The following is a 16481-nucleotide window of genomic DNA, read 5'->3' on the forward strand; positions in this document are numbered from 1 at the left end:
GATCATCGTTCGGCAATGGCGCGCAGTTGCGCCGCCAGCGTCGGATTGCGACCGCGGGTCCGGGCGTGGGACAGATGGTGCCGCGCCGCGAACACCGGGCTGACCGCGGGACCGCTGAGCAGCGTCACCCCCAGCGCCAGCGCCTCGACGGCGGTGAGCCCCGCCGCATAGGGCTGGGTATTCACGATCGCGGCGCAGCGGGCGAGTTCGGCGAGATAGGCGTGGTGGCCGGGGGGCGCCGCCACGCGCTCGACCGCGATGCCATGGCCCGCGAGCAGCGCCGTCACGCGCTCCAGCGTCCGGGCGTGCAGATAGCGGCGATCGATCAGCGTCACGCGATCGACGCCCTCGGGCCATGCCGCCATCGTCGCCGCAGTGATCTTGGCGGGATTGCCGACCAGCGCGGTCCCTGCCTTGGGCACGTCGCGCAAGCGGAGCAGCGCGGCGGGCGGGGCGTAATCGCAATAGCCGCCCTCAATCGCGATCAGCGGCTCGGCATAGAGCGGCTGGAGCTCGGCGGGGGATTGCCAGGCATCGCCGATCCAGCCGTCGAACGCGTCGATCCCGGTCGTCGCCGACTGGCCGCCGACCCATTTGTACATCCGCGCGGCGGGCTTTGCCGACAGCGCCTTGAGCGCGGCGACATCGGCCCAGCCGCCGAGATCGAACAATATGTCGATGCCCTCCCCCGCGATGCGCTGGGCAAGCTGGGCGGGTTCGAGATGCGCGACCGGGTGCCAGCCCGCGGCGATCCCCTGGAACGCGGCGGTGCCCTCATCCGCCCTTGTGCTGCGCGCGAAGCAATGGAGGTCGTGATGCTCGGCCAGCGCGGCAAAGGCGGTGAAGGTCAGATGATGGACCGGCGAATTGGTGAACAGCGGCGAGACCAGCCCGATGCGCCGCCGGCCCGCGCGCGGCGCGCGTTCGGGCAGGCGTGGCAGGCGGAGATGCGCGCGCGAGAACGCCATGAGGCGCGCGCTGAGCGCGGCGCCGTCGGTATCGAGGTACAAAGCCGCCATCAGCGCCGTAAGTTCGGCATCGTCGCCATGATGCGGATCGCCGAGCAGGGGCGCGACCAGATCGCGCGCCGCCTGCGCATCGCCAAATGCATTGAGCGCGAGGTTGGCGAGCCCGAGCCGCGCCGGTGCATTGCCCGGCGCGCGGGCGAGCACGGCGTTGAGCGCAGTCTCCGCCGCCACGGGATCGCCCGCCGCCTGATGAATGCGCGCCAGCAGCGCCTGTGCCTGCCACAGCGCCGGCGACAGCGCCGCCGCAGCCTCCGCCAGCACGCGCGCCGTCGCGGCATCGCCCTGGGCAAAGGCGATCAGCGCGAGGTTGTGCTTGATCTCCGGCGCTGCGGGGGCGAGCGCCTCGGCCTGACGGAACAGCCGGGTTGCGTCGCTCCATTGCGCAGCGTCGCGCGCCGCCTGCGCCTGGCGCAGCAGTGCGTTCAGCCCCGTTTGGTCCATGGTCCGCCGCCGCTCAGGCGACGCGCTTGACGTCGCGCACCGGCACGGCGGGGGCGGCCTCCGGCGGCGGCGCGTCGAACAGGCGCGTCTGCTCGCGCATCGATCGGCGTTGGACCAGCGCGGTCTCGGGCATTTTCCCCGGGCGCATCGCATAGGGAAGGTCGATCGAGGCGAGGATGTTCGAAAAGGCGCGAAGCGCGTGGCTTTCGGAAAAATTGCGCTCGACGAACGCCACCGAGCGCTCGGCCATCGCATGCCGCGCCTCGCTCGAATCGAGCAGTTCGCAGACCCGGTCGACCCAGTCCTCGGGCGTCTCGGCCTGGAGCGCGACGCCTTCCTCCAGCCGCATCCCCTCTGCGGCAATCCCGCTGAGCACGCAGGGGGTGCCGACGCGCAGCGCATCGACGACCTTGCCCTTCATCCCCGCGCCGACGCGCAAGGGCGCGACCATCAGCGCGCGCGCGGCGAGGAATTCTGCGGCATCCTCGACCCAGCCGGAGACGATCACGCGATCGTCCGTGATCCGCTTCGCCATCGCGTCGAACCCGCTGCCGGCGATGTGGAAGGTCACGTCGGGGTTGCGATCCCGGATGCCGGGCCAGCATTGGTCGAGGAAGAATTCGACGGCGTCGCGATTGGGCAGATGGTCGTAGCTGCCGAGGAACGCGATCCCTTCGCGCGGGCGATCCGCGACCGCCACCTCGACCGGCTCGGCGATCCAGGGCAGGATGCGGACGTTCGAGCGCAGCCCCATATGGCTTTCGATCACCGCGCGCTCGATCTCGCTATAGGTCAGCACGGCGTCGCACTGGCGAAAGATCGTGACTTCGGCGTTGCGAGTCTTGAGCGCGCGTTCGAATCCCGACGAGGACCCCGCAAGCCGCGCCGAGCGCAGTTCGCGCAGGAAATGGACGTCGGCGCAGTTGAGCACGATCTTCGCCTTGGGCGCGCGCTGGCGGATGCGCGGGATCAGCCCGGCGGCAGTGCCGAAGCGGTGGATATAGATCAGGTCGAACTCGGCGCCGCGCCGATCGATCACATCGCCCAGGCTGGTGAAGAACGGCGCATAGAGATGCTCGCACCCCGCGCGTTCATAGGCATCGGTGTACATGCCGAGATGCGCGCAGTTCGACGGCGCGATCGTGACCTTATACCCCAAAGCCTGGAGCGTGCGGATTTCCTGGCTGATCGCGAAGCTGCCCGCGTCGCGATCGAAGCGCGGGGACTGATAGTCGAGCACCAGCGCGCGGCCGGCGATGCCGCGATCCTTCTCCAGGTCGGGCGTCGTCCCCTCGGCCCCATGCTGGGCGAAGGCGCGGCGCCATTTCTCCTCGAACCTGGGGCGGTTGATGTCCTGGAACCGCTTCATCCCCGATTTGCGATCGGTGCCCGACGTGCCGCCCTCGTGATGGATCACGGTGGATTTGGGCGCGTAGAGCGTGCGCAGCCCCTTTGCCCGCACCGCGAACGCGATGTCGGTATCCTCATAATAGCCCGGCGCGAATTCCTCCGCGAACCCGCCCAGTTCCTCCCACACGCTGCGCGCGACCATTATCGCGGCGCCCGACAGATAATCGGCCTGGCGGGTATAGTTAAAGCGGGGCTCGGCGGGGTTGCCGCCGCGCCCGTAATTCCAGGGCTGGCCGCTTTCCCACACGATCCCGCCCGCTTCCTGCAACCGCCCGTCGGGATAGATCAGCCGCGCGCCGGTGAGCCCCACGGCGTCGAACGCGTGGAACGGGAAGCGCAGTTCCTCGAGCCAGCGGGCAAGCGGTTCGGTGTCGTTGTTGAGGAACACGATATGCGCGCCGGTGGCGACCGCGGCGCCCGCGTTGCAGGCATGGACGAAGCCGCGCGCCTCCTTGTGCCGGACACGCTTGATCCCCGGGAAGATCGTCTCGGCGTCCAGCGTCGCGTCGCTTGACCCGTCATCGACGAGGATCAGTTCGAACGGCAGCCCGGCGCAGGTGTAGAGCAGCGCGTTGATGCAGAAATAGGTGAAGTGGAACTTGTCGTGGACCGGCACGACGATCGAGAATTGCGGCGCGGCGCAGGGTGGGATCGCGCGCGGTTCGAACCGCGACTGGTGCGGCTGGGGCCCGCGCAGGACATAGCGGTGGCAGGCGCTGACCAGGCCGATCAGCCCTGCCCCCTCCGCCCCCAGCGCCGCGAGCCGCTCCAGCGTGATCGTCAGCCCCTGGTAACGCTGTTCGGCAAAGGGGATCAGCCCCGGACGCTCGACGCGCGTGACATGCGTCTGGAGCGCCGCGCCGGGGGTGAGGATCGCATCGAACAGATGCTCGCCGCGATGCAGCGGCTCGCCCCAATGGCCCTCGCGCACCTCGACCCAATGGTTCTGTCCGTCGAGAATATCGGGCGGGAGCGAGACGAGGATGCCGCGGTCGCTGTCCTTGAGCGACAGCATAGCGCCGGCATGAAGGCGACCGTCGATCGTGACATAGACCGCCGCGCTGTCGCCCGGCGCACGGGTGCGCGCGGCGACGATGTGCAGATAGGCGCCGGTGACCGCGACGGTGACCCCGGCCAGCGCGGCGGGCGTGGCCGCGTCCAGCTCGGGCAAGGGCGTGACGCCATAGTCCTCGTCGTGGATCGCGAAGGGCGGCGCGAAGAGCTGGCGTGCCTCGCCGAGCGGGAGCAGGCCATAGCCATGGTCGGGATCGGCGAAGCGGCCCCGCCGGTCGCGCGCGAACAGCGCCAGCACCGATCCGGCGAGGTCGTCGGGCGCCTTTGCCGGCATCGCGGGCAGCCGGTCCGAATCGATCGGCAGGATCGCTTCGCGCAGCACATGCGCGCCGCCGCTGAAGATATCGGCGTGGAGCGGTGCGGACTCACCGCGCGGCCAGCGAAGCAATGCCCCGCCGACGCCGAACTCCACAACCTCGAACCGGCTCATTCCGCCTGTTGACCCCTTGGTACGCTGCGCCGGAACATCGCCCGATTGGCGACAATTCCCATTATAGCCGTAGAGAGACGGCGACGGCCATTCAATCACGGAGTATTCATTGCCCCGAAACGGTGCGCAACCCGATCTTGCCGCGCCGCGATGTTGACCGCGGTGCAGGCTGGCGATAGCGCTGCTTGCGCCGGGCCCCGGCAAGACCAAGGCCGAGCCTCGGCAAGACCAGATTGTCGCGCGAGCTTGCGGAAAGAAACACGCGGATGAGCCGCCGAACCGTCATCGTCCACTACCACCTGTTCAAAAATGCCGGCACCTCGGTCGACGGACTGTTGCGCCGGCATTTCGCAAGCGCGTGGCGCGAAGTCGAGTTCCACGGTATCCCGCCGCGCCGCAACGGCGCCGCGCTGGCCGGGTTCATCGCCGCGCATCCCGAGCTCCAGGCGGTGTCGTCGCACACCGCGATGCTGCCGCTGCCGGAGATCGAGAATGTCGACATCCTGCCGATCATCTTCGTCCGCCACCCGCTGCTCCGGCTGAAATCGGCCTATAGCTTCGAGCGGCTTCAGCAGATGGACAGTATCGGCCCCAGTCTGGCGCGGGTGCTGCCGTTCATCGGCTATGCCCGGGCGCTGGTCGCGCTGGGCAATCGCCAGGCGATCAATTTCCAGACCGAGCGCTTCTGCGCGAACGAGCCGCCGCGCAAGGGGACCGAGATCGAACGCGCGCTGCGCACAATCGAGCGACTGCCCTATGTCGGGCTGGTCGAGGCGTTCGACGAATCGGTGGCGCGGCTCGAGGCGTATCTGAAGCCGCATTTCCCCGATTTCCAGGGCGAACCGCTGCGGCTCAACGTCACCAACCCGACCCAGGCGACCGTCGCCGAACAACTCCGCGCGCTCCGCGACGAAGTCGGCGCGCGGCAATATGCCTTTCTGACGCGGCATAACCGCGACGATATCGCGCTGTTCGAACGCGCGCAGCAGGACTATCGGCAGTGATCGACGCCCCCGCCGCCAAGCCGCCGACCCATGCCGAGCTGAGCCCGCCCCCGATCGCGCCGACCGCGACGATTGCCGCCGACGGCCAGATCGACGCGCGCTGGCGCCTCTCTGCGCCCCGGCACGAGGATCTGGCGCGGATCCGGTTGCTGCCGCCGCGCGGCACCGCCAGCCTGACCGCGATCGAGAAGGGCACGACGAGCAGCGAAGTGCGGCTCGCCTTCGTGCTGCCGCGCGAATGCCTGCCCCCGGCGGGCGAGATCGAGCTGGGCTATACCCATAGCCATGGCGTGAGCAGCCCGATCCGATGGGTCAGCGTGTTGCTCGTCGACACCCAGGGCGCGACGCATCGGCTGGAAAAATCGCAGCCGACGCACGAACACCGCACCGGGCGGACGATCCACGGCACGACGCGCTTCGTCGTCCCGGCGGGGATCGAAGGCGAATTGATGCTGGCGATCCAACTCGGCCAGGCGCCCGGCGACGTCGAGCTGGAGCGCGTGACCTTTCGCGGGCTCGTTCCCGGCACCCTGCCCCCCGCCCCGGCGCGCGCGATCGAGGAAACCGGCGCCGAGGGACCGAGCAACGCGTTGCTCGACATCGATGTCGACGCGCTGATCGCGCAGATCCAGGCGAGCGACGATGCCGAGTTCATCCGGACATCGATCCGGCTGTTGTACGAGATGCGCAACCGCAGCGCGCTGCACCGGCTGTTCGTCGATTCGGGCGAACTTGCCCCCCCGGCGGGCGCGCCCGAGCCGCTCAAATCCTTCGCCATCTATTATTATGCGCGCGCGATGCTCGACCTCAACGCCGCAGCGACGGCGCGGACCTGCCTGGAGGCGCTGCTCGACGACGAGAGGCTGCACGCCGCATTGTTGCCGCTGGACCTGGTCCAGGCGCGCAAGCTGCTCGCGCGATCGTGCCTGCGCATCGGACGCACCGACGAGGCGGAGGAAATCTATCAGCAATTGCTCGGCGACCGCCCGACCGACTGGGACGTGCATTACCAGCTCGGCGCGATCCGCGGCGTGACCGACGTCGCGGCACGGCGGCTGTATCACGGCACCGCCGAGGCGCTGGCGGCAAAGATGCCCCCCGCCGCGATCAGCTATATCGCCGAAGCCTTCATCGCCGAGGGCGAACCCGATCAGGCGGTGCGCCGCGCCGCCGCCGGGCTGAAGGCCGGGGGCAGCGTCACCGAATTGTTCCTGACGCTCGCCAACGCCTATCTGGCGGCGGGCGAGGAGCGCGGCTGGCAGGACCAGCTGAACAATTACTTCACGCGCAGCGGGCTGACCGCGCCCGGGCTGATCCCGCCGTCGAAGCGCGAAGGCCATGTGTTCGACCTGCCCACCCCGCTGACCCGGCCCGATCGCAACGGGCCGCTGGTGACGGTGGTGATGACCTGTTTCAACGCCGCGGAGACGATCGAGCTGGCGGCGCGATCGGTGCTGGCGCAGACGCACGGCAATCTCCGGCTGGTGATCATCGACGACCTCAGCACCGATGGCTCACGCGCGGCGATCGAGCGGCTGGCGGATGCCGATACGCGCGTGGTGCCGATGTATAATCGCACCAACATGGGCACCTATTGCTCGAAGAACCGCGCGCTGGAGGCGTTCCGCTCGGACTTCTACACCTTTCACGACAGCGACGACTGGATGCACCCGCAGCGCGTCGCGCTCCATCTCGAGGCGATGGCCGAGCCGGGGATCGCCTTTTCGACATCGATGTGGATCCGGATGGACGAGATGGGTCGCGCCGTCGTGCGCCGCGCGGGCGGCTATCTGCACGAGAACCCGACCTCGACCTTTTTCGGCGCCGATGTCCTGACGCGGGTCGGCTATTTCGATTCGGTGCGGACCGGCGCCGATTCCGAATATGCGTGGCGCGTCCGCCAGATGCTGGGCCGGAATACCACGATCGAGCTTCGCCGCCCGCTGGCGATCGGGCTGCACCATGCCGCCTCGCTGACCCAGAGCGGCGTCGCGGCGTTCGACGAGCATCGCTTCTCCGCCGTGCGGCTGGAATATTGGGAAGCCTGGGTGCGATGGCACCAGGACGCCGCGAGCGCGGCGGATACCGAGCGGCTATACGTCCCCTATCCGCTGGAGGCGCGACCGTTCGAAGCGCCCGCAGCGATCCTGCCCCAGCCGCCAGCGTGACACGCGGCGTGCCCTGCCGACACATGACGGGGAGGCGCTTTGACGTGACGCCGTTTTGCGCCAAGGTGGCCCGCGCGAGGCGAGGGGGAATCCGATGAGTGCCGTGCTGTATTTCTTCGCCGATACGAGCCGGTGGTTCGTCGACTGGAAAGGCACGATGTACGCGCACCAGAAGCCCGCCGACCTGAACCTGTTCCTGCGATCGATGCCGCTGCGCGTGGTCGACGGCAGCCGCTGGGCGGGATCGACCGGCGCGGGCGGATATGTCGTCGCAGCCGATGCGAAGGACACGGGCTATCGCGCCGACTTCTTCCGCGCATCGGGTGAATTGCACGAAAGCGAGACGATCGCGATCGACGCAAGCGTGCTGGTCGATGCCGAATGGCAGTTCGGCGCCTATCCCGACGGATGGATCGAGTCCGAGGCCGCGCTGGCGATCGCCGGGGCGGAGACGATCCAGCTCGGGCTGTACCTCCCCAGCGTCGCCGGGCTGGGCAGCAAGCCGATGACGCTGCGCATTGGCGGCACCCCGGTCTATGACATCGCGCTGCCCCGCGGCGACGGGATCGTGACGCCGGTGTTCGAACTCGACCCACTGCGCCGCGCCGAGCTGACGCTGACCACGACCGCCGAGCCATCCAACCCCGCCGATATGCGCGAGCTGGGCGTGTTGGTCTTCGAAGTGAAGGCCAATGGCGCCCTATGCCGCACCTCGATCGCCCGGCAGTGAGCAGCAGCAGATGAGCAGCGACCCCGCAACCCAGCGGCTGACCCGCAACCTGATGGTGCTGGCCGATGCGCTGGCAAAGGCGACGCGCGAGCGGATCGCGCTGGAGACCGAGGCGACGGCGATGCGCCGCCAGCTGGTGCAGCTGGGCGCGAGCGCCGACCGCGCGCCGCTGACCGAAGCGGCAGCGCAGCCGGCGCGCACGCGGCGCGGGCGGGCGGCGGTGGTGAGCTGGGACCTGGCGCACAACCCTGCCGGGCGCGCCTATGCGCTGTACGACCTGCTCTCGGTCGATTGGGAGCCGCAGCTGATCGGCCCGCTATGGAGCCGCTTCGGGGGCGCTTTGTGGCCGCCGCTGGAGGGCATGGCGCTCGACATGCGCGCGTTCCCGGCAAAGGGGTTCGAGGATTTCTTCACCCTCGCCGCACTGGAGGCGAGCCGGACGCGCTTCGACCTCGTCCATGTCTGCAAGCCGCGCTTCCCCAGCCTGTTGCTCGGCTATCTGATCAAGCGCCACAGCGACTGCCCGATGATCGTCGATGTCGACGACCATGAGCTGGCGTTTTTCGAGGACCGGACCCCGGCGAGCTTCGAAGAATTGCTGGCGGGCGGCACCGCGGCGTTCGACGAACCCTATGAGGCGCTGCTGACGCGCGCGTGCGAGGCGCTGATCGGCGAGGCGGATGCCGTGACCGTGTCCAACGTCGCGCTGCGCGACCGGTTCGGCGGGCATATCGTCCGCCATGCCCGCGACGAGACGGTGTTCGACCCCGCGCGCTATGACGCCCCACGCGCGCGCGCCGCAATGGGCATCGCCGAGGACGAGTTCGCGCTGATGTTCGTCGGCACGCCGCGCGCGCACAAGGGGCTGGGCGACATCGCCGCCGCGCTCGACGCGATCGGCGACGCCAGGATCACGCTCAACATCGTCGGCGACTTTCCCGACCCGAACCAGGTCCAGGCCTTTGCGCGGTACACGCAGGCGACGATCCGCTTCTTTCCCAATGCACCGTTCGGTGACCTGGCCGGAATCCTCGCCGCCGCCGACGCGGTGCCGATCCTTCAGGACCCCAGCGACCCGATCGCGGCATTCCAGATCCCGGCAAAGATCTCCGACGCGACGGCGCTGGGCAAGCCGGTGCTGACGACCGCGGTGCCGCCGCTGCGCGACGTGATCGCGGCAGGCGGCGCCATTGCGGTTACGCCCGAGACGCTGGCGGAGACGCTGCGCGGGCTCGCGGCGGCGAAGCGCGCGGGGCACAGCGACGCGCCGGCGATCCGCCGCTTCTTCCTGGGCGAGCTGAGCAAGTCGGTGAACGCGACGCGGCTGGCGCGCGCGATCGACGAGGCGCAGGCCGCTAGTGGCGGGGCCTATCCGCAATTCGAACGGATGGCGGCGCTGGCGGCCGAGACCTTCGGTGCGCGCGTCGCGGCGACCGCGGCGATGGACGGGCCCGCCCCCTCCCCGACGTCGGGCGAGCGGATCGACGTCGCGTTCTTCTGGAAGCAGAACGACACCGGGCTGTACGGGCGCCGATCGGACATGGTCGTCAAGCATTTGCTGCAATCGCCGCGGATCGGGCGGGTGATGCTGTTCGACGCGCCGATGACCAGCCAGCAGCTGATCGCCGCCGAGAATGAGCTGTTGTCGAATTCGAGCCAGAACGGGTTGGTGCTGCGCAATTCGATGGCGCGCTGGCTGGGTGCGCTCGATACCGATCGGTGCAAGCAGCGGCTGTTCATCGCGGGCGACGCATCGCGCACCGCGCTCTATGGCCGCGACCTTCCCGCCGCCGAGCGCTATCCCGAATGGGTCGCTGCCGAACTGGCCGCCGCGGGCTTCGCGCCCGAGCGCACGATCGCCTGGGTATGCCCGGTGGTGTGGGATTTCGCCGCGATCGCCGATGCGATCCCCTTCGCGCTGCGCGTCGCCGACCTGATCGACGACCAGCGCGCATGGCAGGCCGCGCCCAAATATCTGGAGCGCGTCGACGCGGCGTATCGCGAGACGCTGGCGCGGTGCGAATTGGTGTTCACCAATTGCGACCCCGTCGCCGACGCCTTTCGCGATCATGCGCCGCAGGTCCATGTCGTGCCCAACGGCGCCGAACTGTTCGCGGCGGGCGATACCCCCGCGGCGCCGCACCCGCTGCTCGCCGGGGTGTCGGGGCCGATCATCGGCTATGTCGGCAATCTGCGCGACCGGATCGACTGGCCGCTGCTCGCGCAAGTGGTGCGCGCGCGGCCGCAATGGAGCTTCGTGCTGGCGGGATCGACGCATGACAGCCCGCAGTCGATCGAGCTGGCGGACTTCCCCAACGTCCACCTGACCGGGGTGGTCGAATATGCCGGGCTGCCGGCGTTGCTCCGCGCGTTCGACGTCGCGATCATGCCGCATGAGCGCAATGCGCTGACGGCGCGGATGAACCCGCTGAAGATCTACAATTACTTCTCGGCGGGGCTGCCGATCGTGTCGAGCGATGTCGCCAATCTCGACGAGATGACTCCTTTCGTCCGCGTCGCGACCAATGCCGAGGACTTTATCGCCGCGATCGAGGCCGCGTTGGCGGCGCCCGCCACGGTCGATCCGGCGCGCGCGGCGACGCTGGCGGCGATCAGCTGGCAGGCGCGGGTGACGGCGATGCTCGACCGGGTGTGGCCGGCGCTTGCCAGCGCGTGACGCCGCCGCCGCGATAAATGGCGCCGCCGCCGCCCGCGCCAGCGATCGCGCTGACCGGTACGTTCGACGTGCGCAACTATGGCGACCTGTTGTTCCCACTGATCGCCGCGTGGCGTCTGGCGCGGCACGGCATCCGCGTCGAGGCCTATTCGCCCGTCGGCACCGACACCGGCTGGGCCGACACGATCGCGCCGCGCCCGATCGCGGCACTGGCCGAGGCGTGGGACCGCTATGCCGCCTTCCTGATCGGCGGGGGCAATATCATCCATCTGCGCAGCGCAAGCCTGCCCGACTATCCGGAGGCGATCGATCGTTGGGCCTATCCCGGCCTGTGGGCGGGCGCGGCGCGGCTGGGGGCGCTGACCGGGCGCGCGGTGCTGTGGAACGCGCCGGGGGTGCCGCATCGCTTTTCGGACGAGGCGCGCGCGGAGATCGTCGCGCCCGCGCTGGCGGAATCGGCCTATGTCAGCGTGCGCGACCGCGCGAGCCGCAGCTATCTGAAGCATCGCGGGGTGGCGGTGGTGCCCGATACCGCAGTGGAGATCGCCGCGATGTGGCCGCGCGAGACGCTGGCGGGGCATTGGGCGGCGCTGCTCGCGCGCAAGCGGATGGCCGCCGGGCGCTATGTCGCGATCCATATCAAGGCGCGCGCGATCGACGCCGGGGGCGAGGCCGGGCTTGCCGCGCTGCTCGACGGCCATGCCGCCGCGACGGGGCGCACGCCGCTATTGGTGGCGATCGGGCAATGCCATGGCGACCATCTCGTCGCGCAGCGCGTTGGCGCGGCGATGGCGGCGCCGCACCTGCTGCTCGACGATCCGCTCGGGCTGAAGGAGATTGCCGCAGCCATCGCGGGCGCGGAGGCGTATATCGGCTGCTCGCTCCACGGCTATATCACCGCCTTCGCCTATGGCCGCCCCGGGCGGATCGTGGCGCGGCCCCGGCTGATCAAGCAGGACGGGTTCCTGGCGCAGATCGGACGCGAGGCGGACCTGTTCGAACGCTGGGCCGAGGCACTGGCGCCGCGCCCCGAGCAGGATTCCGGCGAGAGCGCCGCGGCGCTCGCCGGGCTTGCCCCCGCGCTCGACCGCCATTGGCGGCGGATCGCGCGGGAGACGCTGGGGGCGCGAGAACGCGCCTAGAAACCGTATCGCAAGGTCGCGCGGACGTTGCGGGGCTCGCCATAGATATAGCCGCCGAACCAGGAATTGGTGTTGTAATATTCCTTGTCGAACAGATTGTTGACGTTGAGCTGGAGCGACATTTGTTTGGTCAGGTCATATGCGGCCATCAGATTGACCAGCGCATAGGGCGCCTGGCCCACCGGCTCCACCACGCCAGTGGCTGGATTCTCCGCAGTCTGGGGCGGACGGCTCTCCCAGCGGAGCGAGCCGCCGATGCTCGCGCCCGCCAGCGCCCCGCCCAACTCATATTTGGTGGCCAGGCGGAACACCTGCCGCGGCTGATGCGCCTGGACATCGACATCGTACGCGTCGACCGCCTTGAAGTCGCTCCAGCCGACGCTGATGTCCCAGCCGCGCACCACTTCGCCCTGCATTTCGATCTCATAGCCCTTCGACACCGTCCCCTGCGCCGGGCGGGAGGCGACCTCGGTGGTGCCCGGAACGAGATATCCGGTGTCGGGAACGGCGAAATTGTCCTGCTCGATGCGGAATATCGCAGCCGATGCGCGCAGCCTGCCGTCCATCAGGTCGGCCTTCACGCCCGCTTCGTAGTTGTTGCCTTCGAGCGGATCGAGATAGCGCCCGTTGCGGTCGCGCGCGGTCTGCGGGTTGAAGATGCTGGTGAAGCTCACATAGGCCGAAAGATTGGCAGTGAAATCAAAGATCAGGCCAGCATAGGGGGTGACTCGATTCTTGTGCTCGATCGTATAGGGCGCCGGCGTATAGAGCGCCGCCTCCTCGTCGCGCGTCCAGGTCGTGATGCGTCCGCCCAGAATCGCCTTGAGCGGATCGAAAAGCTGGAGCCGGGTGACGCCATAGAGCGAGGTCTGCTTGGTCGTTCCGAAACCGCTCATGCGATAGCGGTCGCCCCATTCGGGTTCGGCATAGCTGCCGTCCCATGTGTTGAAGTCCCCGACCGGGGCGACGGTGCTGGCGATCGGATCGCGATTGGTCCAGCCGCTCTTCTGATGGCTGTACATCGCGCCCACCACCAGTTCATGCTCGCGCCCGAACAGCCGGTAGCCGCCCTTGACCTGGAGGTTGAGGCTCCATTGCTTCGGCTGGGTGCGATACCAATAAGGCCATACCTCCATGCCGATGCCGGTGGTCTTGTCCGGATTGCCCCATAGCCAGATCAGCTTCGAATCTTCGGTCTGCTGGAAATAGGAAACGTCGCCGCGCAGCGACCAGCTTCCGCCCAGATCCTGCTCGAGCGACGCGAAGGCCGCGATGTCCTCGGTATCCCACGCATTCCAGTCGGCGCCCGTGGTCCGCGAGCGCGACCAGTCGGCGATCGAGCCATCGGCGTACCAATAGGGAAGCTGGGCCCACATCACGCCGTCGCGCTCGACCTTCTGGTAGCTCGCCCCTACCCTCAGCCGGGTGCCCGGCCCCAGATCGGCGGTGATCGTACCGTAGAAGGTCGTACCCTTGACGGTTTCGAGGTCGACAAAGGCGTCCTGCGTATACGCCTCGGCCACGAAGCGCGCCCGCACCGCGCCGTCGGCCGCCAGCGGGGTGCTGACGTCGACAATGCCCGAGAAGCGATTCCACGAGCCGGCGTCGAGCGTCACCGTGCCGGTAAACTCGCGCGCCTCGGCCTGTTTGCGCACCATGTTGATCGATGCGGAGGGCTCGCCCGCCCCCTGCAACAGGCCGGTGGCGCCGCGGATCACTTCGACCCGATCGAAGATCGCCGTGCTCGATTCCTCGAGACCGACATTGCCGGTGGCGAAGGGCAGTCCGTCGAGCTGAAAGTTGGTGATGTCGAAGCCGCGCGCCGACAGGAGATTACGACCGCGGTCGACGCGCTTGACCGAAAGGCCGGTGGTATATTCGAGCACGTCCGAAATGGTCGTCGCCGCCTGATCATTCATCTGCTCGCGTGTGATGATGGTGATCGACTGGGGCGTCTCGCGCGGAGTCAGATCGAGGCCGGTGGCCGCGGTGTTCCGATCGATGCCGCTGCCATAGACGACGATATCGTCATTCTCGCGGTCCCCACTATCGGACGCCTGATCGCCAACGCGGTCCTGCGCCAGTACCGGCACCGACAGCGCGCTGGCCGCCAGCAGCGCGAGTTTCACGAATGGAAGTGTCGAACGTATCACCAAAGCCCCCCTGAGCAATTCTCAGGCGCGCTTAGCTCTATTGCGAATGCGACGCAATAGAGTGACTGCGACGCGGTGACCTGACGCGCGCAGCAGGGGAGCGGACGGGCTAGGTGTGAAGCCTCAATAGGTTGTTCCGTTCCAAGCCGAGGCGGCTGATAGGTGTTTTGGATTTTAGGCTGCCGTGCGGGCGATGCCAGTTGTAATTGTGGAGCCATGGATCGAGCGCCGCCTTGCGGTCGTTCGAGGTTGGGTAGGCGATGGCATAAGCCCATTCCCGCAGGCTGGTCTGGATGAAGCGCTCGGCCTTGCCGTTGGTTTTTAGCGTGTAGGGCCTTGTACGGATATGGCGTAATTCCAGAGCTTTGCACGTGTCGCGGAAGGCTCGACTTCGGTAGCAGGAGCCATTGTCGGTCATCACGAGGGTCACGGTGATGCCGAGGTTTCGGTAATATGCGATGGCGGCATGAAGAAAGGCGACGGCGCTTTCCTTCCTTTCGTCGGGGAGTATCTGGCTGAAGGCGACGCGCGAGGCGTCGTCGATGCAGACATGGACGAACTCCCAGCCGACCCGCGGCTGTTGGACTGCCGGTCGCCGGTGATACGGTGGCCGACGCGCTCGAAGCGGCCGAGTTTTTTTGATGTCGATGTGGATGCGTTCGCCGGGGTGCTCACGCTCATAACGGCGGACCGGTTCGGCGGGTTCAAGATCGCGCAGCCGGCTGAGGCCGAGCCTCGAGAGTACCCGGCTGACGGTGGCTGGAGAGACGCCGACGGTGATGGCGATCTGCTTGCCGGTGATGCGCTGACGGCGCAGCGCGGCGATCTGCTCAGCGATGGCGGGCGGTGTAGGCTTACGCAGCCTGTGCGGGCGTGAAGGCCTGTCGGGCAGGTCAGCCTCTCCCTCGGCGCGATACCGGGCCAGCCACTTGGCCACGGTTCGGACCGAGACACCGAAGGCCGTTGCGACGGCCTTCGGTGTCTCGTTTAGCTTGGTCACGCGCCGCACCATCTCGGCTCGACTGGAGCCGATCGTTCGGGCATTCTTGTGGATGTTCATCCGGCTCTCCTGGTTCCTGAAGCTTCGCAACCTCAGTCTCCCCGGTTCGGGTCGGATGAACAACCTGTTGAAAGCTCACAGCTAGAGCGCGCTGATCGCCCGCCCCTGCGTCGTTTCCAGGAGAAAGGCGAAGAAGCCGCGAGCGTCGGCCTCGGTCGCGAAAAGCGCCTGTTTCACCCAGAAGGCGATGATCCGGGCGCGGTCGGTTTCCGTTAGCGCCGCCACGCAATTGCGGTGCAGGCCAAAGCTGAGGATCTTCGAGTCCTCGAGCGCCCCCAGCACCCGGTCAACTTGCGATGGCGTAGATGCAAAATGCGCAAACATCAATTTGCTGTTACGTGGGCCGAACCTGTAGAATTTCTCCGCCCCGCCCAGAAGAAATTCTATATAGGCGTAATACAGAAAAAGATCAGTGACGTTGTGTTCGGAACCATGCATGAAGTCATCGAACTTCACGCCTTCGCGTTGCTCGACATACTGGACGAGCGACTGCGCGATGTTCGTCGACATCATATAGGGAGTCGTCATCGGCAGCGAGAAATCGCGCGGCTCGATCCCAAAATAATTCAGGCTGTTCTGAAGATAATGATCAAGCGCGCCATGGTTGCCGACACGGGACGAGCGCATGAGCCCCGTCGCGGGATCGAAGAAGTTGCGGATCGACACCGGCCGGACAAAATGGTTCTTCGCATCGAGCAAAAGATAATGGTCGTTTTCCATATAGATGCTGACCAGCAGCTTGAGCGACTGCTGCGTCCGCCAGCCACTCTCGCCGACATGCGGTCGCATCAGATGCGAGGCGGGGATCACTTCGACCTGTGAAAGCAACTCGCCATATTCATCTACGACAAACCGCTTGAGCGCGGAATAGGTCGCCTCCGGCGCCATTTCGTTGACGATGATATAAATTTTCCCGATGTCGCGATGCCGGAAGAATTTCTGGATTGAGCGCGCCTGGAGCTTGAGCAGCGCGATTTCAGGCTCATACACCACCGTCGCAATGTCGATCTTGGCGGGCAGTTTTGGGGGTTCGGACACGTTGCGATCCTCTTGGTCTGGCAGGTTCAGGGCCATGTCTCTGGGCAGGCCGTTCCCGCGCGAGCGGCGGTCCCGCCACGCACCCGTATAGGCCAGCGGCGCGGGAGAGAAGGGCGGTTCGTAAAA

10 protein-coding genes are annotated in these 16481 nt (G+C 67.5%); 5 read left to right on the forward strand and 5 right to left on the reverse strand.

Annotated elements, in window-relative coordinates; translation table 11 throughout:
• Positions 1-2: 2 nt before the first annotated feature.
• Entirely contained in the window at positions 3-1469 is a 1467-nt protein-coding gene (locus tag TS85_RS13730; protein ID WP_044332877.1) for a tetratricopeptide repeat protein, read from the reverse strand.
• Between the two features lie 13 nt (positions 1470-1482).
• Complete coding sequence (locus TS85_RS24195; RefSeq protein WP_052507929.1) at positions 1483-4383, reverse strand: glycosyltransferase; 2901 nt, start codon at positions 4381-4383, stop codon at positions 1483-1485.
• 266 nt (positions 4384-4649) lie between these two features.
• Between TS85_RS24195 and TS85_RS13740 the strand changes: the two genes are divergently transcribed.
• From TS85_RS13740 to TS85_RS13760, 5 genes are all read left to right on the forward strand, one after another.
• Positions 4650-5387, forward strand: coding sequence for a hypothetical protein (locus TS85_RS13740; RefSeq protein ID WP_044332878.1), 738 nt, complete (start codon positions 4650-4652; stop codon positions 5385-5387).
• On the forward strand, positions 5384-7555 hold the full coding sequence (locus TS85_RS13745) for a glycosyltransferase (RefSeq protein ID WP_044332879.1): 2172 nt from the start codon (positions 5384-5386) through the stop codon (positions 7553-7555). Before TS85_RS13740 ends, TS85_RS13745 begins: the two co-directional genes overlap by 4 nt.
• Before the next feature lie 94 nt (positions 7556-7649).
• On the forward strand, positions 7650-8285 hold the full coding sequence (locus tag TS85_RS13750) for a hypothetical protein (RefSeq protein ID WP_044332880.1): 636 nt from the start codon (positions 7650-7652) through the stop codon (positions 8283-8285).
• 10 nt (positions 8286-8295) lie between these two features.
• Entirely contained in the window at positions 8296-10962 is a 2667-nt protein-coding gene (locus TS85_RS13755; RefSeq protein ID WP_044332881.1) for a glycosyltransferase, read from the forward strand.
• A gap of 17 nt (positions 10963-10979) precedes the next feature.
• A complete protein-coding gene (locus tag TS85_RS13760; protein ID WP_044332882.1) occupies positions 10980-12104 on the forward strand; it encodes a polysaccharide pyruvyl transferase family protein in 1125 nt (374 codons plus the stop codon).
• Here the strand turns inward: TS85_RS13760 and TS85_RS13765 are convergent.
• The 3 genes from TS85_RS13765 to TS85_RS13780 all read right to left on the reverse strand — a co-directional run bounded on the left by TS85_RS13765 (position 12101) and on the right by TS85_RS13780 (position 16391).
• Positions 12101-14233: a TonB-dependent siderophore receptor gene (locus tag TS85_RS13765; protein ID WP_052507930.1), complete on the reverse strand. Its 2133-nt coding sequence runs from the start codon at positions 14231-14233 to the stop codon at positions 12101-12103. The genes TS85_RS13760 and TS85_RS13765 overlap by 4 nt on opposite strands.
• 133 nt (positions 14234-14366) lie before the next feature.
• A complete protein-coding gene (locus tag TS85_RS24750) occupies positions 14367-15317 on the reverse strand; it encodes an IS481 family transposase (RefSeq protein ID WP_227698489.1) in 951 nt (316 codons plus the stop codon).
• Between the two features lie 81 nt (positions 15318-15398).
• Complete coding sequence (locus TS85_RS13780; protein ID WP_044332886.1) at positions 15399-16391, reverse strand: DUF6492 family protein; 993 nt, start codon at positions 16389-16391, stop codon at positions 15399-15401.
• Positions 16392-16481 lie beyond the last annotated feature (90 nt).

Source organism: Sphingomonas hengshuiensis (assembly GCF_000935025.1).
GTDB lineage: Bacteria > Pseudomonadota > Alphaproteobacteria > Sphingomonadales > Sphingomonadaceae > Sphingomonas > Sphingomonas hengshuiensis.